We start from the raw sequence: 23,317 nt of genomic DNA, 5'->3' as shown, positions 1-23,317 counted from the left end.
AATGATCCAGCTGCCATTAAATCGGCGATACACACTGGCACCTATTTTGGTGTCAGTGTTGCTTTTGGTAGTGTTTTTATTGCCAGAAAGTATGTTGCTAAAACTTACCTTTGAGCGCTTACCAATAGCTGAGGGTGAGTATTGGCGCTTGTTAAGTGGCCAGTTTGTGCATTTTTCGTGGGGCCATTTGTGGCTGAATATCGCGGGCATTTGGGTGATGTATTTGTTGTATGCCGAGCATGCACCAAATTGGCGTTATCCGCTCGTAGTATGCTTGTTGGCACTTTTTAGTAATCTTGGTATGTATTTCTTTGCGCCAGAAATACAAGCTTATCTTGGTTTTTCTGGTGTGCTTTACGGGCTTTTTGCTTGGGGAGCCGTGGTGGATATTCGCAAAGGAATAAAACTGGGGTGGTTACTGTTTCTCGGTGTAATGCTTAAGGTTAGTTGGGAATATTTCGTAGGGCCGGTGCAAATAGGAACGGCTACGGTAGATAATTTAGCGGTTTCGGCGCACTTCTTTGGTGCTCTCGGCGGCGGAATTATCGCGTTGGTTCAATTGCGGTGGCGGTAAGCTATTATGGCCTACCGCCAAACGCATATTTCTTCAATAATCCTACATATCTGCCAGCGGTGATGCCACACAAATACCTTGAACAACGTTAGGTTGTACTTCAGTTACCACGGCACAATCACCTACCAACTCTTCCTGCTCGTTAAAACGGCTAGAAAGCATGTTGTAGAGTTCAACTCTCTCTTCTAATGTTTCTGTGTCGGTTACCTTGGTTGAATAAACTAACCAATTCGCAGGGCCTCCACATGGTTTTGCACCAAAAGGCAGAACCTTGCACTGGCTTGGGTTATCCGCTTCAGGTGTGCCTACTAAGCGGAAAATTTCAGCTGCCAAAGCACTGAGTTCATCAGATGTCACCTGATTATTATGCTCAGCCGCAAGCTCAGCAGGATCATCAGAATACTCTACGTTTTCCATTTTATCGCTGCATGCGGTTAGCATCAGTGCGCAACAGCTAGCAGCCAATAAAGAAAGATATGTTTTTGTCATTTTTCTATTCCTTAGATCGTAAACCTATTATCAGTGTAGCAAAAAGGGGCCCGAAAGCCCCTTGAATCGCTTCATCTTCATGAAGTTTTTACAATATCACCAGCAAGTTACACGCTTTTGGCATGTTTACGGCGGCGAATCCATACTAAAGGTAAGCCCAATAATACGATAAGGCCACCAAAGCTACCTTCGTACCATTTCTTGCTCGAGTAACGCTGAAGCTCTACTGATACAGAAGCAGTATCCGATAACTCACCATCGCTAACCGTAACTTGGAAAGTAAGGGTTGTTGCGGTGTTCGAGCGTGGTGCAAGGAACGTTGCCGAAGCAGAGTTAGCATTGCTGATTTCCGCAGTTGGCCCGCCTGTTTGCACCCAAGTATAGGTAAGTGGATCACCGTCTGGATCTGAGCTGCCAGAAGCATTCAGGCTACCTTCATTACCCGCTTTAATGCTAGCAACCGAAGAAGATGCAGCCGCAACTGGCGCCGTGTTGGTTACCGTTACGGTAACGTCAGCAGGTGTAGTAAAGCGGCCAGCGTTATCTTCAACACGGTAAGTGAAGGTAAACTCACCACTACGGCCCGAAGCTGGCGTGAATACTAACTGCCCATCTTCTACCGAAGCATTACCGTGGCTAGCTTGCCCTAGTACTGCAGCTGATAATATATCTCCTGCTTCTACTACGAGCGGAGCGAACGCTTCATATACAGCGCCTTGATTCGCCACTGATACAGTGCTTAACCCGCGGTGTGAACCAGGAGTAAACAAATCAGAGAAATCAATGGCTATTGCTTCGTTCGGCGCGCCTGCTGCTGTTAGCACAGGAGCTGCGCCCATCAAACCAGTTGTTACATCGTAGTTTAAGGTTACTATCGAATCACCCGGGGTAAGCTCAGCTTTTAACAACAAGCCATTGCTGAGTGTTCCGTTGTAATTCAAGCCGATAGTACCGTTTACATCTTCAAAACCTACGCTGTAAGCGTCGGTGATAGTTGCAGGAATATCGATGTAGTTGAAGTAAATTTCATCAGTACCGAGTTTCATCCACACAGAGAAGGTAAAGCGATCATTTGCGTTATCAACGGTGCGAACATTAAACCATTCCCATACAAACCAGGTGTCGCTATCAATATTTACAATAGCGAATTCTAGAGCACCTTCATTTGTACCGCCCACGATGAAATCTGCCCATAACGGCGCAATTACATTATTCGGTGGTGTTGCATCAGGCATGGTTTGTGGTGCCCACGAACCCGCGTGGTTTTGCGAGCCTGCAGTGATATAACCGTTCGGGCTTAGGTTAAGCGTGTTGTATTGTACGCCGTTGTAAAGGAACCCACCCCATTCAGTGATATCAAAATTGAATGCGGCATCATCACATACAGTTGAACATGGCGCTTGGTTTGGATCTGATGTAATTATATCACGAAGTGAAACACCGGCGTTTACGGGTAACGATACATTTGAACGCAGTTCAGCGCTCGCTACACCATCAACAAATTCGCCTGTCCATGTAAATGAACGGCTATCAGCAGCAACTTCTAAGCTAGTGCGCTCAACATTAAGCTCAATTGGATTAATGCTATCGGCAATCAACTCTGCTGTGTCTGGTATTCCCACAGTTATTGCTACTGTACCGTCAAGATGCTCACGGTTCACTCGCGCCTGCAAAGTAGCTTCTTCGCCAGTAACGATAGGGCCAGAAATTACAGATGCAGAAACTAAATCATCATTATCTGATTTCACTGCGCGCACGGCGAATGGCACGATAGAAGAAACGTAGTTGCTGCTAACATCGTGGAATACTAGGTGTCCAAATTGCCATCCCTCACCAGCATAAGTGGTATCAATTTCAACTTCGAAAGTTGCAGAAGCGCCGCCTTCAAGTGTGATTTCACTAGTGCTCACAGAAACATCAAGGTTTGGATCGAAAGGAATAAAATCTACCGTCCAATCTGTCGTTTCTGACATCAAGTTCGTTACCGTGCGCTCAAATGAGCAAACCGGTGCACAAGAAGGGCCAGATAATGATGCGGTATCAAACGCAATAGCGGTGCTTAATGCAGCTTCAATATCTAAGCGACCAGCACCCATATCGAACGGGCTAGCTTGATCAACAGCATTTTGCATACGCACTGAAGGGTTGCTAGATGTCATCAATACCGATTTCACTTGGAAAGCATTAAGTGAAGGGCGGAGCTGACGAACGATAGCTGCAGCACCAGCAACGTGTGGGCTTGCCATACTGGTACCACTAATAGCGCCATAGCCGCTTTCAGTAGGATACGCAGATAGAATATCAGTACCTGGTGCCGCGATATCAGGTTTCAAGAACGAGGCATCGGCATTAGGGCCACGTGAACTGCTGAGCGCCATAATATCAACGTTCGCAGGGGTGATAATTTGTTGAGGGCCGTTCAAGGTAGCTGTATCGCCAGAAGCCCAAGCCTCTCGTATGCTTTCGCCATTTGCCTGAGTAACCGATACGCCAGGAAGTGTAGCGGCGGCCATATTCATGGTAATCACACCGGCTTCGTTGTTTGCCATAATCATACCAATGGCGCCTGCGCTTTGCAGATTATTAGCCTTCATTTCAAAGCTACACTCGCCACGATCTACCATAATGATATGGCCATCGAATACGCTGCTATCTGTGAAGGTTTCACAGGCAAGAAGATTTTCTTCAACAATTTCTTCAATGGGGGCAAATGGGCCTGTAACCGGGGTATCGATGGTGAAATCACCATTACCTACCGTAGATAACATTTCTAAGCCCGATACGCTTAATGGTGCACCAAAAGTTCGGCCCGTTTGGGTGTTGGCAACAGCAAGGCCTGATTCTGCACATGCGGGGCAACCTAATGTTTGCGATTCAGGGCCTGAGTTACCAGCAGAAGTAACCACTACTACGCCAGCGGCTTCTAAAGAATTAAATATTGACGTGTACGGGCTTGAGCCCGGATGAGCACCTACGCCGCCGCCCCACGAGTTATTAATTACGTGAGCGCCATCGTTGAAGGCATCTTCTAGAGCGCCGATTAATTGGCTGTTAAAACCAGATGAACGGCCATCTGGGCCAACAAAGAGTGCTTTGTAAGCCATCAGTGATGCGCCAGGCGCTACGCCAGAAAAGCTTAGTGCAACTTGTTGATGTTCAGTGCTAACAAGGTTCCCCACACTCGTACCTGCTACGTGTGTACCGTGGCCACTTACATCGTGAGGAGTTGTTACTTCTTGTGGGTGTAATTGTTGCTGAGCATTTGGGTAAGAGCGAGCAATGATAAGCTTGTCGTTACAAAATGCAGGTTCTGTTGTTGCACAATAATCATCATTTGGTAAACCAGCAGGGCGAACGTGGCCGTTGGCAGCAAACATTGGATGATTAGGAAGAATACCGCTATCAATTACCGCAACGCGAATGTTAGTACCCGCATTCTCGCGGCCATTAACCATTTCCCAGGCAGCTGCTGAATTAATGATGCTGTTCGAAGCATCCATTTGCGCATATTGGCGCTCATTTTTATAAACGCGTTTCACTCCAGGAAGGGCAGCTAGCTCAGCCATCGCTTTGCTGGAATCTGGAAGCTCAACAATCACCGCGTTGATCAAACCCTGCATGCTTTGCACGAACTGAGCTTGTGGAAGAACGGATTGGAGCTGATTTACAAAGGAAGTTTGTTCGTTAACCAGAAAGCTTCTGTAGTTTGTTGCTGCAGCGCTACTTACATCGGCGCGAGTTGTTTGCTCTGGGCTACGCATAGTAGCTGCGTAGCCAGGAACGCCACCAGAATATGTAGCGATAGGAGCATGCTCAAGTTCTACAATATAGAAGTTTTCTTCACGAACTCTGTTTTGTGCGCCATCTTTTACCTTATCAACCAAAGGAGTATGTTGATTTAAAGGAGTTAGTTGGTCGGTTAATTTCACTTGCTCAAGGCCGCTGGCGTAAACACCGGCGGAGGCAACTGAAAGTACCGCACCGGCAACTAAACTAAGTCGCAAGTTCGGCCGCAAGTTGGGAATAAAACTATTTTTCATTATAATCATCCTGTTGTTTGGTAACTCTTCCGCGTTGCTAAAGAAATATGAGATAATAGTAGTACTAAAAACGCGGAACTACTCGATAGTAAACTAATTCTTTATGCGGCCTAAGTATCTCTTTAACTGAATATGTAACAGAATGTTAACAGAATCAACAGGCTTCACATCAGTGATGTAGGAAATAAAAATGCAATCAATTCCACATGTAGATATGTCGGCGCATGCAGGCCATTTTGATAACTTTGTAAAGACAATTGGTGAAGGCTATGAAGTGAATGGCTTTGTTGCATTAACTAACCACGGTATTCCTGATGAAACGATTCATGCTGCTCTCGATGCAACACGCGATTTGTTTGCGTTACCTGAAGAAGTAAAGAAACAATACCACATTCCAGGTAAAGGTGGTGCACGCGGTTATACGCCATTTGGCACCGAAATTGCCAAAGATGCGAAGCATGTTGATTTAAAAGAGTTTTGGCATGTGGGCCGGGAAGTGGCTGATAGTTCAAAATATCCGCAATTAACACCGAATGTGTGGCCGCAAGAGCTACCTTCGTTTAAAGAAACTACAACGAAGCTATTTAATGCCTTAGATGAACTTGGCAATCAGGTGCTTGAAGGTATCGCTGTATACCTAGGCCAACCGCGTGATTATTTTCGTTCTCGGGTTAATGAAGGTAATTCGATTTTACGCCCGTTGCATTATCCGCCAATCGTGGATAAAGGCACACCTTCGGTTCGTGCTGCTGCCCACGAAGATATCAACGTGATTACATTGCTTATTGGCTCACGTGAGCCAGGGTTAGAAGTGTTATCTAAATCTGGCGATTGGATTCCGGTAACTATTTTAGAAGGCGCCATTATTTGTAACGTAGGCGATATGCTGCAACGTTTAACCAATGGTGTTCTACCTTCAACCACGCATCGGGTGGTAAACCCGCCAGCACCACATAATGAGAAATCACGTTATTCAATTCCATTTTTCTTGCATTTCAACCCAGATGTAGTGATTGATGCATTGCCACAATGCGTTACTGCTGAAAACCCTAAACGGCAACCGCCCATTACTGCTGATGATTACTTGATGGAACGGTTACGCGAAATTGGATTGGTGAAGTGAATTTATTAATTCGTCTATTTTGGATACTGCTAAGCCGGCGTAAAGAACCACAATGCGGAGCGTTTGATACGCTCCGTGTTCGTTCTCGGGTATACCCAAACGATCTCGATCTCAACATGCATGTGAATAATGGGCGTTTTCTCACTTTTGCCGATTTGGGGCGGGTAGATTGGTTCTTTCGCAGCGGCGCATGGGGTGTAGCTCGGAAAAAAGGGTTTATTCCGGTAATTGGTGATGTAAATGCACGCTTTATTCGCCAATTGAAAGCTTTCGATCGCTTCTATGTGGAAACACGCTTGCTCGGTTGGGATGATAAGTGGGCGTTTCTAGAGCATAAAATATTGGATAAAAACGATCGGGTTGCCGGCTTAATTGTTGTTCGCGGTATGTTCTGGAGTAAAAAGCACGGTGGTTTGAAACCTGTTGATTTAATTAAGGCAACAGGAAATGCTACTGAGCAACAACACCTAGAATCACCAGCGCTACCTGAATGGGTTGAAAAATGGCGGGAAACTCTCGATTCATTATCAGCAACAGCCCGTAAAGAAAAAGAAATTCAGCGTTCTCTCGAAGATAGATAGGAGAGCTTGAAAAACAGATAAAAAAACGCCCCAGCAAGAATACTGGGGCGCGTAAATCACTTATCGAGCCTTGGGGGGATAGTTGCTTGTGCAACTGGTGGCCGGCACTCCCACAAAAGATTCGGCCAGCTCTAAAAGTGAATCAGGGTTTGCACGATGTATTGCAATCGGCATGATTAATGTAGCGTATTTTGCGCGGGTAAGAACTTGGTTTACTTAATCTTTACTTGGAAATACTGTAGATTAATCAATGCATTTAGCGCATAAAAAAACACCGCAGGCAGTTACTCGTTAGGGTAAAGCGTGCGGTGTTTTTATTTATGTTAATGCACTAGCTAAGAATTAGGCGTTGTTACGGCCCCATTCGTGAGCCGCAGGGCCCGCTAGTAAATCTTCTGGTGCGAAATCATCTACGTTGATTACTCGTAAGCGGCCTTCTTCAGCACGCTTGAAGAGTTCAACTTCTTCATCAGTAAGCACACCTAGTTCTTTACCCCGTATGCCAACTTCATGTAAGCGGGTAAACGATAGGCGTTCGCCTGCTGCTTTTTCCACTTTCGCATGTAGTGGTTCAACCGCGATAATATCCACTAAAACTTCTTCAAGGTAACCAAATGGGCCTTTTGGTGAAAGGAACTGGCCTTCACCTAAACGCGTACGTGCTGCGTTTGGTTCCATAAGAATACGTGAAATTTTGTGGCCTAACTTATCGCTAGGTGCTTTCACAACACGGCCAAACGGATACATTAAGCCTTTTAATAAGCTGCCTACCGTGCCAAAGTTTTCCAACATTTCTAGCTGGCTTTCTTGTAGCTTGCGCAGGGTATCTTGCATGGCCCAGTGCATTAGTGGTAAATCTTCCGCTGGGCGGCCATCATCTTCAAAACGCTTCAGAATGGCTGAACCGATAAACAGGTAGCTCAACATATCACCTAAACGAGCAGAGATACGCTCACGGCGCTTCAATTCACCACCTAACACACCCATGGCAACATCAGACATAAACGCAAGGTTCGAGCTGAAGCGTGTCATTAGGCGGTAGTATTTTGCGGTGCTATCGGTAGCTGGCGCTGCAACAAAGCGCGAACCGCCGAAACCAAACCAAAGTGAACGTACAAAGTTGCTGAATACGAAACCGATATGGCCAAATAGCGCCTTATCGAAACGGTTCAAACCTTCTTTGCCTTCAGTTGCAGCTGCATCCATTTCTTCAAGAACAAACGGATGACAACGAATAGCACCTTGGCCGTAAATCATTAGGCTACGGGTAAGAATGTTGGCACCTTCAACGGTAATCGCTACCGGCGTGCCTTGATAGCCACGGCCTAGGTAGTTATTTGGGCCTAAACAAATGCCCTTACCACCGTGCACATCCATCGCATCATTCATTACTTGGCGCAGTTTCTCGGTCATGTGGTATTTAGAAATGGCAGAGATAACTGAAGGTTTCTCACCTAAATCTAAACCCGTAGTAGAGAACTTAGTTACCGCGTCCATCAAGTAGGCGTTACCACCGATACGAGCCATGGCTTCTTCAACACCTTCCATTTTACCGATAGGTAATTTGAACTGGCGGCGAATGCGCGAATAAGCACCGGTAACCAACGCAAGTGATTTTGCACCGCCGGCACTGTTTGAAGGTAAGGTAATAACCCGGCCAACTGATAAACATTCCATCAGCATGCGCCAGCCTTTACCAGCCATCGCTTGGCCACCAATGATGAAATCCATTGGAATAAATACATCTTTACCCTGAATTGGGCCGTTATGGAACGGAACATTCAATGGTAAGTGGCGGCGACCAATGGTCATGCCTTCGATATCGCGTGGCAATAAAGCACAAGTAATGCCGATATCTTTAGTATCACCAATTAAGCCATCTGGATCTTGCATTTTAAAGGCTAAACCAACAACCGTAGCTACTGGTGCAAGCGTGATATAGCGCTTGTTGAAGTTAAGGCGTAAACCAAGAACTTCTTTACCTTCCCATTCGCCTTTACACACAACACCGGTATCCGGAATTGAGCCCGCATCAGAGCCAGCTTCTGGGCTAGTTAAAGCAAAGCACGGAATTTCCTGGCCATTTGCCAAGCGTGGAAGATAATAATCTTGCTGTTCTTTCGTGCCGTAATGCTGCAATAGCTCGCCTGGGCCTAACGAGTTAGGCACACCTACGGTGCTGGCCAAAATAGTAGAGTGGCCGGCAAGCTTTTGTAAAATGCGCGATTGCGCGTAGGCTGAGAACTCTAAACCGCCATATTCTTTTTTGATGATCATGGCGAAGAATTTTTCATCTTTCAGATACTGCCAAACGTTTTCTGGCATATCAGCAAGCTCGTGCGTTGCTTTCCAATCATCCAACATGGCGCAAACTTCATCACACTGGTTGTCTAAGAATGATTGTTCTTCAGCAGTAAGCTTCGGCGCTGGAATGCTATGCATTTTCTTCCAGTTTGGTGTACCACGGAAAATTTCGCCATCCCACCATACCGTGCCGGCTTCGAGTGCATCGCGCTCGGTTTGCGACATTTCTGGCATGATTTTGCGGTAAACCGTAAGAATACGCTTCGCCAAAATGTTCTTGCGAATAAAAGGAAGGTTAAACGGTAATAAAATAACCGCAGCAATAACCCAAGGAACCCATGCAAACAAACCGGTAAAGGTACCGATTGCGAGCATTAAAATTGCACCTAGCGTAAACGTACGCAGCGATGCGCGATGATAAAGTAGGGCACCTAAAATAATTAAGGTAGCAATACACCAAATAGCCACACTCATTTGAATCTCCTGAGGTTTGAGGTCAGACCAGTAATCTTATAAAGTAGAGCAAATTAACTTAATTTGCAAGCCCTACGTAAACTCGTTAGCCTACTTGTAAGCTAAGTAAATACTGAACTTGTAGCCTAGTTCTGAGTCTTAGAATGTAACACTCACCATTTGTAACGATGCACTTTCACTCATTACCTTAATAAAGGGCGGTTTATGCAAAATACGTATTCTCTGCAATCTTTCGCCTTGGCGAGTGCCGCTGTTGTTTTTGGTGGGCTGCTGTTAACCACATCGGTGATTGCCGAAACGGCAACGTTAGTCAATGAATCTAATCCCACAACTACAGATACGGCGGTGAGTACTGAGTGGATTCAAATTGCAACGAAGATCACCCAACCTTACAAAGCCAGTTATGATTTAGAACGGCGTGGCCGCACCCATGGCACCGCCGAGCGCGAATTGAGTGTGAGTGAAGATGGGCAATGGCGTTATCAAACCAATACCCGTGCTTCTCTCTTGTTTCTTTCGGATCGGCGCTACAACGATAGTTTGTTTCAAATGAATGGTTATTACGTAGAACCGCTCACCTATGAGTATGCGCGCAGAGGTACAGGTTCTGATAAAGATTATCGGGTGCGATTTAAACGCACCGAAGCGCAGCTCGAAACCCTCGATGGTGCAAAGGTAACAGCGGAATGGCGCGAACACTTACTCGATGCCAATGCCGTGTTACATCAGCTACAAATCGATGTTGCGATAGGGGAAGCGAAAACCTTTACCTATGAATTAATTGATGAAGATGGCCGCAATGAAAGTTACGAGTTTGCTATTACCGGTGAAGAAACCATGCAAGTGCGTGGTGAAGCTACGCCAGTGCTCAAGGTAGAGCGGGTGCGCGATCATAACCGCCGAGAAACCTATTTTTGGTTTGCACCGAGCTTGAATTACACCTTAGTTGGCATGCAACAAATTGAAGAAGGCAAAGAACAACTGCGCCTAGTGCTTACCAACTTGGAATTTTACGATAACAACTAAACATTCTGGGTTTTAGGCAACAAAAAAGCACCCTCGGGTGCTTTTTTCGTAATAGTGTTTTTTCGAAATAGCGCTTTTGGCCAACCTAGCTATTCAGGGGCATACCCTTGTTCACCTAGCGTGGCGCCATCGAGCACCGCACCTTCTTCAGTGAGCTTCAGGCGATCAGCGCAGAACCAACGAATAACCAGCGGGTAAATTCGATATTCTTGCTCGTGTACACGCTCTTGCAGATCTTCGGCGGTATCTTCTGGGAAGATCGGCACCCGTGATTGTAAAATTACCGGGCCGCCATCGAGTTCTTCAGTAACAAAATGAACGCTCACACCATGCTCTTCGTCCCCGGCATCAAGGGCGCGCTGGTGCGTGTGCATACCTTTGTATTTAGGGAGGAGCGAAGGGTGAATATTCATAATGCGATCGGCGAAGGCCGATACAAATACTGGGGTAAGCACCCGCATAAAGCCGGCAAGAATAATCAGATCGGGCTGATAACTTTGCACGCGCTCCACTAACGCTTGATCATAATCTTCGCGATCAGCAAAACTGGTGTGCGGTACAAACTCAGTGGCAATACCAAGCTCAGCCGCTTTCGCTAAACCAGCGGCATCGGCGCGATTGGCAATCACCGCCACCACATCGCCATTGATTTTGTTATCTTGGCAATGCTCGGCAATATTCAGCATATTGCTGCCGGTGCCAGAAATTAGCACCACAATACGTTTTTTAATCGGGTTTTCAATAGCAGAAGGCATTAGGCGAATTCAACCTGTTCTTCATCGCCATTGCGATCAGCTACAGCACCAATAACCCATGCGTTTTCGCCGGCATCGTTCAGAAGCTTCACGGCTTTCTCGGCGGCATCGGCCGGCACAGCAATAACCAAGCCCACGCCACAGTTAAAGGTACGGAACATTTCGTTACGCTCAATGTTGCCGTTTTCTTGTAACCAGCTAAAGATTACTGGCCACTGCCAGCTATCGCGCTGAACTACTGCTTTGCAATGCTCAGGCAATACCCGTGGAATATTTTCTTGGAAGCCGCCGCCGGTAATGTGCGAAATCGCGTGAACATCTACTTGCTTGATAAGCTCAAGAGTAGGCTTCACATAAATGCGCGTTGGCGCCATTAAGTGATCAGCCAATGGCTTACCATGAAACTCTTCGTTTAAATCGGCGCCGCTTACTTCAATTACTTTGCGAATCAATGAATAGCCGTTTGAATGCGGGCCACTTGAAGCCACTGCAATTAGCGCATCGCCAGCCGCTACTTTGCTGCCATCGATAATGTCGTCTTTTTCTACCACACCTACACAGAAGCCGGCTAAATCATAATCGCCTTCTTCATACATGCCTGGCATTTCAGCGGTTTCACCACCGATAAGCGCACAGCCTGATTGCACACAGCCTTCGCCAATACCGGCAACCACATCAGCAGCAACATCGATATCGAGTTTGCCGGTGGCGTAGTAATCAAGGAAGAATAACGGCTCAGCACCTTGCACAATTAAATCATTTACACACATGGCCACTAAATCGATACCCACGGTATCGTGTTTTTTCAGGTCGATCGCCAACCGCAATTTGGTGCCCACACCATCGGTTCCAGAAACCAATACCGGCTTTTTATAACCCTCAGGAATTTCGCACAACGCGCCAAAGCCACCAATGCTACCCATTACTTCAGGGCGAGTAGTGCGGCGAGTAACATGCTTAATACGTTGTACCAGAGCGTTACCAGCATCAATATCAACGCCAGCATCTTTGTAACTGAGTGAAGGTTTATCTTTGTTCACGGGAGGTCCTCTTGCGGCTGTTGCCAACCAGTGTGCAATGTGTTGGATGCGCATTTTAACAGCACTAGGCCTTAGCTTGAATGCTTATTATAAATTTTTTATGGTGCATCTTGTTTGTGGCTCGAAAAGGGCGCTAAATAGGCACCTGTTTTTTGCATTTGCTAAAAAATACGTTAGGTAAGGATGTACAGTGAAAGGCGCGGTAAATAAGGCATTGGCGAAGGCTGATAAAGTGGTAACAGCTACTGCAGCAAAGAATACTGCAGCAGAGAATAGTGCGGCAAAGAGCAGTGCTACAGAGAATAATGTGGTGATTATGCCTGCGCAATTGCAGGATGTGCCTGATCTGCTGCGCATTGATCAGCTTTGTTTCCCTTACGATGCCATGAGTAAACGTAGCTTTAAGCGCTTTATTCAACACGACCAGGGCGATTTTGTGGTGATTCGCCGGGCGCTGCCTGCCCAGAGTGAGCAAACTGCCCAGAGCGAGCAAACTGCCCAGAGCAAAGAAACGGCCCAGAGCGCTAAGGATAGCCAGAGCGAACAAACCAGCCACAACCCCATCCTAGGCTATGCCATTCTATTATTCCGCCAAGCTACGCGCTTGTGCCGGTTGTATTCGTTTGCTGTAGATCCTGAGCTGCAAGGTTTGGGGTACGGCAAGCAACTCATGCAATATTGCATTGAGCGCGGCAAAGAAGAGCATTGTTTATTCCTACGCACCGAAACCAAAGCCGATAATAACCAAGGTCTGCAATTTTTTGATCAGTTTGGCTTTGTGCATCTTGGCCTGCGCGAAGATTATTACGATGATCATTCCGATGCCATTGTGCTGCAAAAGCAGCTGCATTTCTTCGATTCAGCCAACGTGCCGCATTTGGTGCCGCACCTAACGCAAACAACGCCGTTTACTTGTGGGCCCACCAGCTTAATTATGGCTTTGGCGTGGTTTGGAAAACCAGTGTATTCGCCGCCCCACGAAGAGCTTGAGATATGGCGCGAGGCCACTACTATTTACATGACATCGGGCCACGGCGGTTGTGGGCCGCATGGTTTAGCGCGCGCTGCGCTGCGGCGGGGGTTAAAAGCTGAGTTGTGGGTAAGCAAGCCCGGGCCGGTATTGCTCGATTCAGTGCGTAGCGAAAGCAAACGCGAAGTAATGAGCCGAGTGCAAGAGGCTGATATCAATGCCTTACAGCAAGCTGGCGTTGCCATTCACAATTTAGATTACAGCTTGGCTCAGCTCGATGATGATCTAAATGCTAATAAACTTATTATTGCGCTCATTAGCACCTATCAATTCGATAGTTCAAAAGCGCCGCATTGGGTGTTGATCACCGCAATGGACGATGAATACGTATATATAAACGACCCAGACGACGATTTATTACCATGGCAAACCATTACGGAGCGCCAATATTTGCCGATCCCGCGTACCATTTTTGAAAAAGCGTTCGCTTACGGTAGTTCGCGGTTGCGAGCAGCGGTGGTTTTGAGCAACGAACCCGAGTAAGCAAGTAAAAACTCTGAGCATATAACGCCAAGCAGGCAAAACCATGCAGATAAAACAACAGGAGTTGCAATGGCTAAAGTTCTAGTACTCTATTATTCAAGTTATGGGCACATTGAGAAAATGGCGCAAGCCGTGGCTGAAGGCGCACGAGCCGGCGGTGCCGATGTTGATATGAAACGGGTGCCGGAATTAGTGCCTGAAGAAGTAGCAAAAAACTCGGGTTACAAGATGGAACAAAGTGCCGAAATTGCAAAGCCCGATGATCTGAAAAAATACGATGCGGTTATTTTTGGCACACCTACGCGCTTCGGTATGATGGCTTCACAAATGAAGAATTTTCTCGATCAGTGCGGTGGTTTGTGGGCCAACGGCGATTTAATTGGCAAAGCAGGGGGCGTGTTTACCTCAACGGCAACCCAACATGGTGGCCAAGAATCAACATTGTTGAACTTCCATACCGTGCTGTTGCACCTAGGGTTTGTGGTGGTAGGTTTGCCATATAGTTTTGCTGGGCAAATGAGTATGAATGAAATTACTGGTGGCTCGCCTTATGGCGCTACTACCATGGCCGCGGGCGATGGTTCGCGTATGCCTTCTGAAAACGAACTGGATGGTGCGCGTTTTCAAGGCGAGCATATTGCCAAGATAGCGAAGAAGCTCAGCGCTTAATTCACGCGCCTTGCAGCTAAGTTTATTTCCCTAGTAGGGTTTATTTTTGTACCGGCTTTTGTTGCGAATATGATGTTTGTAATAATCAAAAAAGGGTGAACCCCTATATTATTGACATATAATTGACATCAAAATCCTATAGCGTACAAAAACAACTTCAACTAGGGAATATTACCAATGAAAACATTAATAGCGATTCTGCTGTTATGTTGTACCTTGCCCGCCTGGGCGCAGCAACCCATTGCCTACTGGGCACAAAACTCAAACGCGCTCGCAACCGGCGGTAATGGATTTAGTCCGAGCTCATTTCCTCAATCTGCAGATGTGGGTGAGGGTTTACTCTTTCTAGAAAACTTCGATACAGCCACCAACTCGAATGGTGCGTATCAATATATCCAAAGTTTTGCAGGCACTACATCGAATCGCCTTGATGGTTTTCCTTCAGGTGGTTCGTTATCCCCGCAAGTTGGCGCTGGCAACAGCAACAGCGGAATGCATATCGTTTTAGAAGTAGATACCACCGGGTATCAAGATATTCAACTTAGCTGGGCCCAACGCGGCACCGCTACCGGTTTTGATTCGCGCACAGTAGAGTGGTCGGTTGATGGTAGCAGTTATACCACCATCGCTGTTGATTCAGGTGCCCTCGGCGGATGGCAAACCCGTAGTTATGATTTGAGCGATGTGAACGAGCTCAACGATAGCAGCATCGTTTATTTCCGTATCACCCTCGATGGCGGTTCGGGAGCTTCTGGTAATAACCGTTTCGATAATATTTTAGTAAGTGGCAATCTCATTGATGATGTAGGCCGCATTACTGTTTATAACCGTGATTTCAGCACTAACCCTTTGCAGGCAGGCTGGAGCGAAGTAAACCTAAGTGGCAATGAAACTTGGGATTGGAATGGTTCGTTCGGCAACATCAGCTTTGCGCCGTTTATTGATGGCTCATGCCGTGAAAACGAAAACTGGTTAATTTCACCAGCATTTAACCTCGATGCGCAAACCGATGAGCGTTTGGCCATTGATATTGCTCGTGGTTTCGGCGGCACTAACGGCTTAGAAGTGTATTACTCAACTGAATACGCAGATGATGGTGTTATTAATGCAGAAGAGTGGGTGTTATTAACCACGATTACTGCTGATGATTTTGCTACCAATAACGTACCAACCCGCTTCGATGGCTTTAATCAGCTCAGCGAGCTAGAAGGTGATGTGCGTATTGGTTTCCGTTATGAATTCTCAAGCGGTAATTGCAGCACATGGCGCCTTGCGAACATTGAAATCACTGCAGAAGGCGAGCACAATTTTGCCGATTTCTCATGTGGCGCACCAACAAACGCTATTCACAGCATTCAAGGCGCTGGCTTCCAAAGCCCAATGCAAGGTGCGTATGTGCAGGTAGAAGCGGTTGTAGTAGGTGAATTTCAAGATACCTTCGGCGGCAACCTTGGCGGCTTCTTCATTCAAACACCCGATGCATTGCATGATGAAAACCCACTTACATCTGAAGGCATTTTCGTTTTCGCAAACGGTGAAGGCCCAAGTGTAAACGTAGGTGATTATGTGCGTGTGGGCGGCACCGTAGCCGAATACTTCGAAGAAACTCAAATTTCAGAAGTAAACGCAGTAGAAATTTGTGGCGTTAATCAACTTGATAGCGTTAGCCCGGTGAACTTTAGCTTACCGGTAGCTGATTTTAGCGAGTTTGAAGCACTTGAAGGCATGTGGGTAGAAACCGCAGAAGCGCTTACCGTAAGCGATGTGTATAACGCGGTTCGTTTTGGTGAAATCACTGTTTCGAATGGCCGTTTATTTACACCTACTCAAGTAGCGTTACCGGGTGATGATGTAGCCGCAGTAATGGCAGCGAATGCGCGTAATCAAATCTTGATCGATAATGCGAAAACCGGCACGAACCGCACGCCATTCATTAACGGTGTTGATGGCTTCAGCGAAGTATCGGCGAGTAACCCTATTCGTAACGGTTTCTTGGTGGCACCAGAGTTTTCTGGGGTAATGGGCTATTCATTCGGTTCATACCGTTTACGCCCATTACAAACACCGGAGTTTATTGAAACGAACGCGCGTACTGCAACGCCTGAACTTAATGGCTCGGGTAATTTGCGGGTAGCTACGTTTAACGTGGAGAACTTTTTCACTACGTTGAGTAGCGCCGGTAATGTGTGCGGCCCGAACAACTTGAGTTGCCGTGGTGCTTCAACGCAAAGTGAGTTTGAGCGCCAGTTGGCAAAACTTATCGCTACCATTAATGCAATGGGTGCCGATGTTATTGCACTTACTGAAATCGAAAACGATGCCAACGATAACACACTGGCAGTGTTAGTAGATGCACTTAACAATAGCGGTATGCATAACGATTGGAACTTCGTGGCAACGGGTTGGTTAGGCACCGATGCCATTAAACCTGGTTTCATTTACCGCAGCAGTGCAGTAGAGGCTGTGGGTGATGTTGCAGTGTTGGATTCAAGTGTTGATCCTGATTTCGATACCTCTCGTCAACGCCCAGCGCTGGCGCAAACCTTTACCGCATTAAACGGTACTAAGTTTACCGCGGTAGCCTTGCACTTACGGGCGAAAGCTTCATGCCCATCAGCCAGTGATGTGAATGGCAATAAAGGCGATGGCCAAGGCTGTTGGAATGTTTGGCGTACACTTTCTGCCAACGCATTAGCCAACTGGCTAGCAACCGACCCAACCAACTCGGGCGATGCCGATTTCTTGTTACTCGGTGATTTCAATGCCTACGCAATGGAAGATCCGTTACAAGCATTAACCCAAGCTGGTTATGTAAACTTAGCGATCGATGCCAATGGCGGTAGCCCAGAGATTTATAGCTATACCTTTATGGGTGAGGCGGGCAGCTTAGATCATGCGTTTGCTAGCCCGAACTTAGCAGCACAGGTTGTTGATGCGCGAGCTTGGCATATAAATGCCGATGAAATTCCTGCATTTAACTACACTGAAGGAAACTTGATGGGTGGCTTTGTACAAAAACCAGCTAGTTTCTACAATGCCGATGTGTTCCGTTCATCTGATCATGATCCAATTGTGGTTGAGTTGGATTTAACACGCAGCTGTGCGCCTGGCTTAGTGAATCGTCCGCAGCATCCACGTGGTAAAAAATTACCATTACCGCAGTGTAATAAGCAGCGGTAAGCTGGGTACTTCGGTGCAAAGAAACAAAATCGGCATAGCCTGAGAACTTATCCTCAGGTATAATGTCTTACATGGTAACCACTGGCGGATATCGGTAGATATTTAAGTTCAGTGGTTACCACAACTTTGGGGCTGATCCGGATTCGACGGGATACATGAAACCCAAGGTGCATGCCGAGGTGAGGCTGGCCTCGTAAAAAGCCTCAACTTTATAGTTGCAAACGACGACAACTACGCTCTAGCGGCTTAATAACCCGCTAAGCCCGTTCCCCAGCGCTTTGTCTGCGAGACTGGACAAGAACGGCTAACCCTAATGTAGACTCGCGTGGATGCTTCGCCCGGAGCTGAACCGTTAAACTTAATCGGGCTCGTCATTATAGAAGCCTGTCTGTCGGCGTCTTGATGATTAATTAAAAGACTGACTAAGCATGTAGGACCGAGGATGTAGGTATTGCGGACGCGGGTTCAAATCCCGCCAGCTCCACCAAATCATAATAGAACGCCGCTCATTTGAGCGGCGTTTTTGTTGGGAAGGTCACGAGGTTGCAAAATTGGGCTCTACATCCATGTTTTTATGCAGTATACGCACTATTTCAATGCCTTGTTTGTTGCTCTTTCTATAGAAAATAATATGGCTACCTTGAGGGAACTTTCGGTAATTATTTTCTATATAATCACACGCTTTACCGGCCAGCGGAGTGCGGGCTAGCATATGAAAAGCATTATCAAACTGTTTAAGGTATAAATTACGTTGTTCGATTCCCCAGCGTTCTTCCGTGAAAATTGCAATTGCGCGAAGATCAGCCATTGCTTTCCTTGTTAATGTAAAATCTCTCATTTATTGCGTTCATCCAATTCTGCAATAAGTGCATCGTAGTTGTAATCTGCAGTTCCGCTTTGCTCGCCTTCGGCCAGCATACGGCGCAGAGTATTTAGTTTGCTCTCATTATCTTCGAGCATTCTGAGGCCAGCACGCACTACCTCACTTGCTGAGCCATAACGGCCACTTGCAATTTGAGTGGCTATAAAACCTTCAAAATACTCGCCCAAACTAACACTAGTATTTTTCGCCATATCACACCTCTTGAATACCAATATTTGTTATATTTTGGTATTAGATTAGTGATGTGTCAAGGATACGGCAATTCAATCTTAGGCCCGATGGTGCGAAAAAAAAGGAGGCCGTGAGGCCTCCTTCTCATTAATTCTCAGTTTAATGTTAGCGGCTAGCATGCGCAGCTAGTGCTTTTTCCACAACATCTGCGAGAACATCGTATTCTACGTAGCCTGGAATGAGCTGTTGATCGATGATTAAGCTTGGGGTTCCGCGTAAGCCAATATCTCGAAACATATCCATATTCATATCAATGATTTCTTGCGCCATGGTTGGATCGGCAAGTGCATCTTGGGTGCCTGTTTTAGTGGCTATTTGTTGCAGTGATTGTGCGTTGTGCATGCCGTTTTTCGCGTACAACAATTGATGGGTTTCTGCAAAAGCGTCGGGTTGATTTAACCAAACGTTAAGGGCGAACTGGGCTGAATTTACTCGGCTTCCAGCAACATTACCTTGGCGCAATGGCACAATAACATTGGTAACTTTTATATCAGGATAATTTTTCAGTAATTGCTGCAAATGCGGCTCAAGGCGTTTACAGAAAGGGCAGTTGTAATCAGTGAATACAATCACATTTATTTTTGCTTCGGTTTCACCAAATGTTGGGTGCGGATTTATTTGGTTTTGAGCTGAGGCGGTGTTATTTGCCACAAAAAATATAGTAGAAAGTGCCAAGAGCGCGAATGCAAAAAATGCAGCGTAAGAGTTTGGTAATGCTTTATCACGATTAAACATATTAAGTTCCTATTAAAATTTATAAGTTTGTAGCGCCCACAAGCTGTGGGCGATTAGTTTGGTTTTATGCGAACACCAGAGGTTCTGGCTCAGCAAATTAAAGCCCACGCGCTTGCTCCAAAGCGGCGAGTACCGCTTCGCTGGTGAGAATTACCGGAAGTTGAATGCCATCAGGAGCGCCTGGGCCATAAACAATGTTGAATGGAACCCCATATTGATTATGGCTTCGAAGGTAAGCAGTAACCGATGGGCTTGGTGTGCTCCAATCGCCTTGCACTGTGATCACGTTATCGTTCTGCAATTTATCGTAAACAGGCTGTTGTAGTAGCACGCCAATCTTGTTGGCGTGGCAGGTAATGCACCAGCTGGCGGTTACATCAACAAAAACAACTTTGTTATCGGCCACCAACCCGGCTATATCAGCAGTTTGTAAGCGTTGCCAATTGTGATCAGGGCGAACGCCTTGGCTCCATTGGCTCACGGTTACCGTAGCAATAATTAAGCCGATAGTTCCTGCCAGTAGCAGTGAAGCGAAAGCAGCAATAACGCCAGCTCCGCCATGCCGTTTCCAAATAAAATAGCCACTTACTAGAAAAGCCATTAATAGCGCGCTGATAATAACGGTGTAAGCGAGGTGGTTAGATAATAAAGAAACCAACCATATCGCCGTTACAGCCAACATCAGAGCGAAGAAATAGCGAGCTATGTTCATCCAAGCCCCGGGCTTGGGTAGCAGCTTCAGCATGCGTGGAAAGGCAGCAATGAGAAGCCAAGGCGCACTCATGCCAATACCAAGGCCGGTGAAAATGAACAGCAGTTCCGGCGTGTTAGCAGCCAACGCAAATGCAATGGCGGTACCAAGGAATGGTGCCGAGCAAGGGGTAGCTAACAATGTTGCAAACATACCTTGTAAGTAATGCCCAAGGTACGATTCATCGCCTTTGGTGGCGGCCCAAGTATTCAGTTTGCTCGGTAACCGCACCTCAAATGCTCCCGCTAAATTGAGTGCGAATAACCATGTTAACAAGGCTAAAAAGCCAATGAAGTATGGGTTCTGAAATTGAATGCCCCAGCCGATAGCCGCACCGCTCGCTTTAAGAAAAATAAGGCCAATAGCGATGAGCCAGAAGGAACTCATAATCCCCAAAGCAGACATAATAAATTGCCGGCGTACACGTTTGGCGCTGGTGCCCGAAGCAGCAACAACCGATTGTAGCTTCATACCCAGTACAGGAAGCACGCATGGCATAATATTCAGAATTAAACCGCCAATAAGTGCTGCACCAAAAAATAGCCAGATTGAACTCACTGCGGTTTCACTCGATAAAGTGCCAGCGGCTGCAATAACGGTAAATTCTGCAGCCAGCTCATTATCAGTTACCGTAATTTGCAGGCTCTGTTCCGCTAAATCGAGCTCATCGAGCCAGTGCGAAGCGGTGTAGCGGCCAACCAGTGTTTCACCCTCAACCTCAAGGTCTATCAATTCAACCATGATATCGCTGAGGTTTGGCTCGCTACTATCAATGAAAACATCGGCTTCTGCCCAGCTTCCTTCGCGCCGATGCAACCGAACTTCTAATTGCTGCTTTTGGGCATCCAAGCGCGCTTGCGGAGGCTCTAAGTGCGCATGATTTAGCGTTGGCACGGCGCTTACAGCGCGTTGCCAAAGATGCTGGGTTTCGTTGTTTAGCATTACTTCAGAAGGGATGATCGTAAGATCGATTGGGAAATCGGTGAGCACACAAATGTTGGTGCAGCTCGACATCGTTAACACGCCCGCTAGCGCCACCGGCTCGTTCCAGTTATCCACATGCACTGTAAGCGGGAACGCTGTACTCCCTTGATAACCAAGTGTTTCAATGCCTGCAACCACAAACCGAGAAGGAATGGGCCACTGCCAATCAATCGCGCTTACGTTAGTTGATGGTTCCCAATCCCAGCTGGGCGGAATGCCACCTTCACCGGGGGAGCGCCAATAGGTTTTCCACTCACCTTCAAGCTCAACCTGAAGCAAAACATTCACGGTTTTCGCTTCTTCGTTTGCCGATACCGCCTGCAAACGCACAGAAAGAGCCGGGTGCATAGAATCGCTCAGCCAGCCAGTATCGGCTGATTGAGCCATAGGTGCGAATAAGCTGATGCTTAAAAGCAACAGCCCATAAAAAGCTTTAATGTTCATAGTGTTTCCTTTAAATAAAAGAGGTTGTAACTGCTAACAGCAACCTATTTATTCACGAAACACACAGTTCTTGAGGTAAAGCGGAGGAGGAGGCCAGCGCAGCGGCTGCGGCAACGCAGCTACACGGCTAACAATAACTTTGGTAAGCAGCCAGATAAATACCAAAACCAGTGCAATATGGTCGATATCAACTTGGCTATTTTGTAGGAGTTGTTCAGTTAATTCACAATCTGCAGCAGCGGCGGTGCTGGAACCTGCATCTGTATGTTGGTGCGCCACAGAGGTGTTATTTAAAGGGCAATGGTTTACCAGCGATGATTGCTGCGCCCAACACAAAAACATCACCAAAAGGGCGATGTATAAAAAACGATGTGCTAAAGATTGCCGTTGCTGCTGGTTCAATGTTTACTCCAACCATTGTTGCTGCGTACTCTAATCAATCTTTGTTGAGGGGTCAAACAGATACGGTGGGTTGTGTTTTTTAACAACGCTTTACAACCCCACCAAAATAAACCACACTAGGTTTTAGCTTACAAAAACTATGCGTACAAAGATACGCTCGTAAAACCACAACAACAATAGAAAGTGGCAACGGAATATGCTTGAAAACTTATCTTTCGCACAACGGCAGCGGCTAGCCTACATTGATTTTAGCCTGTTGTTTAAAGGCAGCATTTATCGCAACGATTTAGTGCAGCGCTTTTCGGTTGGCCTTTCGGCCGGCACACGTGATTTCAATTTGTACAAAGAGCTGGCGCCGAATAACCTCTATTACGATTCCCAAGAAAAGCGCTACTTTCAGGCGGAAACCTTTGCGCCTATTTTCCAGCACGACCCCAAACGTACGCTTATTAAACTTGCTAACGATATTTCCGATGGCTTCGATGCGATTGGCGATACCCACTTTCCGGTAGAGGCGCCTTCATCGTTGAACGTGCCCGATATTTTCATTGTGGCGCGTATGGTGCAGGCTACATTGAATGGCAAAGCGGTGCTGGTGCGCTACACCTCGCTGAGCAGTGGCGAAAACGAGCGTGAGTTGGTGCCGCATTCGATTGTAGATAATGGTTTGCGCTGGCACGTGCGTGCATTTGATCGTAAATCGCAGAGCTTTCGCGATTTTGTTCTCACCCGAATTCATGAAGTGCATATTCTTGATGCTGCCGACACCTTCGAAGAAGCCGAAGCCGATCACGAATGGCAGCGCATAATCCCATTGCAGCTGGTGCCACACCCACACAACGTAAAACACAAAGCCGCCATTGAAATGGATTACGGCATGGTTAGCGGCCTACTCACCATTGAAGTGCGCGCCGCCATGGCCGGTTACTTGCTGCGCCGCTGGAACGTGGATTGCACCGAAGATGGCATCCTGGAAGGGCATGAATACCAGCTATGGCTGCGTAACCGAGTTAGTTTGGTGAATACCAGCAATTTGGCGGTGGCGCCGGGGTATGGGGTTTCTTAGGTTGAGAGTAATGTTTAAGATTGTATAGAAATAATTGAAGAGTGAGGGCTACA

The 23,317-nt window shown here is 46.7% G+C and carries 18 protein-coding genes and 1 other RNA gene; 9 read left to right on the top strand and 10 right to left on the bottom strand.

Features of this window, described 5'->3' with window-relative positions:
* Nucleotide 1 precedes the first annotated feature (1 nt).
* Nucleotides 2-574 (top strand): rhombosortase, encoded by a 573-nt coding sequence (gene rrtA / locus A28LD_RS10380; protein WP_007421038.1) that lies wholly within the window; start codon nt 2-4, stop codon nt 572-574.
* Nucleotides 575-616: 42 nt separating this feature from the next.
* Here rrtA and A28LD_RS10375 read toward each other — a convergent pair whose 3' ends face one another.
* Together A28LD_RS10375 and A28LD_RS10370 are read right to left on the bottom strand one after the other, a co-directional pair.
* Nucleotides 617-1,063 carry a hypothetical protein gene (locus tag A28LD_RS10375; RefSeq protein ID WP_007421037.1) on the bottom strand — a complete coding sequence of 149 codons (447 nt, stop codon included), beginning with the start codon at nt 1,061-1,063 and terminating at the stop codon, nt 617-619.
* A gap of 107 nt (nt 1,064-1,170) precedes the next feature.
* Nucleotides 1,171-5,103 (bottom strand): S8 family serine peptidase, encoded by a 3,933-nt coding sequence (locus A28LD_RS10370; protein WP_007421036.1) that lies wholly within the window; start codon nt 5,101-5,103, stop codon nt 1,171-1,173.
* Nucleotides 5,104-5,293: 190 nt separating this feature from the next.
* On the opposite strand from A28LD_RS10370, the gene A28LD_RS10365 reads away from it, so the two are divergent.
* Entirely contained in the window at nt 5,294-6,226 is a 933-nt protein-coding gene (locus tag A28LD_RS10365) for an isopenicillin N synthase family dioxygenase (protein ID WP_007421035.1), read from the top strand.
* The gene (locus A28LD_RS10360) at nt 6,223-6,807 is read left to right on the top strand and encodes an acyl-CoA thioesterase (RefSeq protein WP_007421034.1); all 585 of its coding nucleotides are present in this window, start codon (nt 6,223-6,225) and stop codon (nt 6,805-6,807) included. Before A28LD_RS10365 ends, A28LD_RS10360 begins: the two co-directional genes overlap by 4 nt.
* A 342-nt stretch (nt 6,808-7,149) precedes the next feature.
* Here the strand turns inward: A28LD_RS10360 and fadE are convergent, their stop codons facing one another.
* The gene (gene fadE / locus A28LD_RS10355; protein ID WP_007421033.1) at nt 7,150-9,585 is read right to left on the bottom strand and encodes an acyl-CoA dehydrogenase FadE; all 2,436 of its coding nucleotides are present in this window, start codon (nt 9,583-9,585) and stop codon (nt 7,150-7,152) included.
* A gap of 204 nt (nt 9,586-9,789) precedes the next feature.
* Between fadE and A28LD_RS10350 the strand changes: the two genes are divergently transcribed.
* The gene (locus A28LD_RS10350; RefSeq protein WP_007421032.1) at nt 9,790-10,611 is read left to right on the top strand and encodes a DUF3108 domain-containing protein; all 822 of its coding nucleotides are present in this window, start codon (nt 9,790-9,792) and stop codon (nt 10,609-10,611) included.
* 89 nt (nt 10,612-10,700) lie between these two features.
* Here A28LD_RS10350 and purN read toward each other — a convergent pair whose 3' ends face one another.
* Nucleotides 10,701-11,366 carry a phosphoribosylglycinamide formyltransferase gene (gene purN, locus A28LD_RS10345; protein WP_007421031.1) on the bottom strand — a complete coding sequence of 222 codons (666 nt, stop codon included), beginning with the start codon at nt 11,364-11,366 and terminating at the stop codon, nt 10,701-10,703.
* On the bottom strand, nt 11,366-12,406 hold the full coding sequence (purM, locus tag A28LD_RS10340) for a phosphoribosylformylglycinamidine cyclo-ligase (protein ID WP_007421030.1): 1,041 nt from the start codon (nt 12,404-12,406) through the stop codon (nt 11,366-11,368). Before purM ends, purN begins: the two co-directional genes overlap by 1 nt.
* 190 nt (nt 12,407-12,596) lie before the next feature.
* Here purM and A28LD_RS10335 point away from each other — a divergent pair, with 190 nt between their 5' ends.
* From A28LD_RS10335 to ssrA, 4 genes are all read left to right on the top strand, one after another.
* A complete protein-coding gene (locus A28LD_RS10335) occupies nt 12,597-13,919 on the top strand; it encodes a GNAT family N-acetyltransferase/peptidase C39 family protein (RefSeq protein ID WP_007421029.1) in 1,323 nt (440 codons plus the stop codon).
* Nucleotides 13,920-13,988: 69 nt separating this feature from the next.
* A complete protein-coding gene (wrbA, locus tag A28LD_RS10330; protein ID WP_007421028.1) occupies nt 13,989-14,588 on the top strand; it encodes an NAD(P)H:quinone oxidoreductase in 600 nt (199 codons plus the stop codon).
* 177 nt (nt 14,589-14,765) lie between these two features.
* Nucleotides 14,766-17,768, top strand: a complete 3,003-nt coding sequence (locus tag A28LD_RS12050) for an ExeM/NucH family extracellular endonuclease (protein WP_007421027.1) — start codon at nt 14,766-14,768, stop codon at nt 17,766-17,768.
* Nucleotides 17,769-17,896: 128 nt separating this feature from the next.
* Nucleotides 17,897-18,255, top strand: a transfer-messenger RNA (tmRNA) gene (gene ssrA, locus A28LD_RS12185).
* A gap of 48 nt (nt 18,256-18,303) precedes the next feature.
* Here ssrA and A28LD_RS10320 read toward each other — a convergent pair.
* The 5 genes from A28LD_RS10320 to A28LD_RS10300 all read right to left on the bottom strand — a co-directional run bounded on the left by A28LD_RS10320 (nt 18,304) and on the right by A28LD_RS10300 (nt 22,198).
* On the bottom strand, nt 18,304-18,606 hold the full coding sequence (locus A28LD_RS10320; protein ID WP_040487338.1) for a type II toxin-antitoxin system RelE/ParE family toxin: 303 nt from the start codon (nt 18,604-18,606) through the stop codon (nt 18,304-18,306).
* A complete protein-coding gene (locus tag A28LD_RS10315) occupies nt 18,603-18,842 on the bottom strand; it encodes a type II toxin-antitoxin system ParD family antitoxin (RefSeq protein ID WP_007421025.1) in 240 nt (79 codons plus the stop codon). Before A28LD_RS10315 ends, A28LD_RS10320 begins: the two co-directional genes overlap by 4 nt.
* A 145-nt stretch (nt 18,843-18,987) precedes the next feature.
* The gene (locus A28LD_RS10310) at nt 18,988-19,617 is read right to left on the bottom strand and encodes a DsbA family protein (RefSeq protein ID WP_007421024.1); all 630 of its coding nucleotides are present in this window, start codon (nt 19,615-19,617) and stop codon (nt 18,988-18,990) included.
* A 97-nt stretch (nt 19,618-19,714) separates the two neighbouring features.
* Nucleotides 19,715-21,796 carry a protein-disulfide reductase DsbD family protein gene (locus tag A28LD_RS10305; RefSeq protein ID WP_007421023.1) on the bottom strand — a complete coding sequence of 694 codons (2,082 nt, stop codon included), beginning with the start codon at nt 21,794-21,796 and terminating at the stop codon, nt 19,715-19,717.
* Between the two features lie 48 nt (nt 21,797-21,844).
* Entirely contained in the window at nt 21,845-22,198 is a 354-nt protein-coding gene (locus tag A28LD_RS10300) for a hypothetical protein (RefSeq protein ID WP_007421022.1), read from the bottom strand.
* A gap of 196 nt (nt 22,199-22,394) precedes the next feature.
* Here A28LD_RS10300 and A28LD_RS10295 point away from each other — a divergent pair, with 196 nt between their 5' ends.
* Complete coding sequence (locus tag A28LD_RS10295; RefSeq protein WP_007421021.1) at nt 22,395-23,264, top strand: WYL domain-containing protein; 870 nt, start codon at nt 22,395-22,397, stop codon at nt 23,262-23,264.
* Nucleotides 23,265-23,317: the final 53 nt, after the last annotated feature.

Source organism: Idiomarina sp. A28L, from assembly GCF_000218785.1.
In the GTDB taxonomy this organism is placed as follows: domain Bacteria; phylum Pseudomonadota; class Gammaproteobacteria; order Enterobacterales; family Alteromonadaceae; genus Aliidiomarina.
This window is presented reverse-complemented; position numbering and strand designations above follow the sequence as displayed.

What these genes read in the sequence shown, in the direction of transcription:
- rrtA (WP_007421038.1), top strand. Translation starts at nt 2, where the DNA reads ATGATCCAGCTGCCATTAAATCGGCGATACACACTGGCACCTATTTTG.
- A28LD_RS10375 (WP_007421037.1), bottom strand. Translation starts at nt 1,063, where the DNA reads ATGACAAAAACATATCTTTCTTTATTGGCTGCTAGCTGTTGCGCACTG.
- A28LD_RS10370 (WP_007421036.1), bottom strand. Translation starts at nt 5,103, where the DNA reads ATGAAAAATAGTTTTATTCCCAACTTGCGGCCGAACTTGCGACTTAGT.
- A28LD_RS10365 (WP_007421035.1), top strand. Translation starts at nt 5,294, where the DNA reads ATGCAATCAATTCCACATGTAGATATGTCGGCGCATGCAGGCCATTTT.
- fadE (WP_007421033.1), bottom strand. Translation starts at nt 9,585, where the DNA reads ATGAGTGTGGCTATTTGGTGTATTGCTACCTTAATTATTTTAGGTGCC.
- A28LD_RS10350 (WP_007421032.1), top strand. Translation starts at nt 9,790, where the DNA reads ATGCAAAATACGTATTCTCTGCAATCTTTCGCCTTGGCGAGTGCCGCT.
- purN (WP_007421031.1), bottom strand. Translation starts at nt 11,366, where the DNA reads ATGCCTTCTGCTATTGAAAACCCGATTAAAAAACGTATTGTGGTGCTA.
- wrbA (WP_007421028.1), top strand. Translation starts at nt 13,989, where the DNA reads ATGGCTAAAGTTCTAGTACTCTATTATTCAAGTTATGGGCACATTGAG.
- A28LD_RS12050 (WP_007421027.1), top strand. Translation starts at nt 14,766, where the DNA reads ATGAAAACATTAATAGCGATTCTGCTGTTATGTTGTACCTTGCCCGCC.
- A28LD_RS10320 (WP_040487338.1), bottom strand. Translation starts at nt 18,606, where the DNA reads ATGAGAGATTTTACATTAACAAGGAAAGCAATGGCTGATCTTCGCGCA.
- A28LD_RS10315 (WP_007421025.1), bottom strand. Translation starts at nt 18,842, where the DNA reads ATGGCGAAAAATACTAGTGTTAGTTTGGGCGAGTATTTTGAAGGTTTT.
- A28LD_RS10310 (WP_007421024.1), bottom strand. Translation starts at nt 19,617, where the DNA reads ATGTTTAATCGTGATAAAGCATTACCAAACTCTTACGCTGCATTTTTT.
- A28LD_RS10305 (WP_007421023.1), bottom strand. Translation starts at nt 21,796, where the DNA reads ATGAACATTAAAGCTTTTTATGGGCTGTTGCTTTTAAGCATCAGCTTA.
- A28LD_RS10295 (WP_007421021.1), top strand. Translation starts at nt 22,395, where the DNA reads ATGCTTGAAAACTTATCTTTCGCACAACGGCAGCGGCTAGCCTACATT.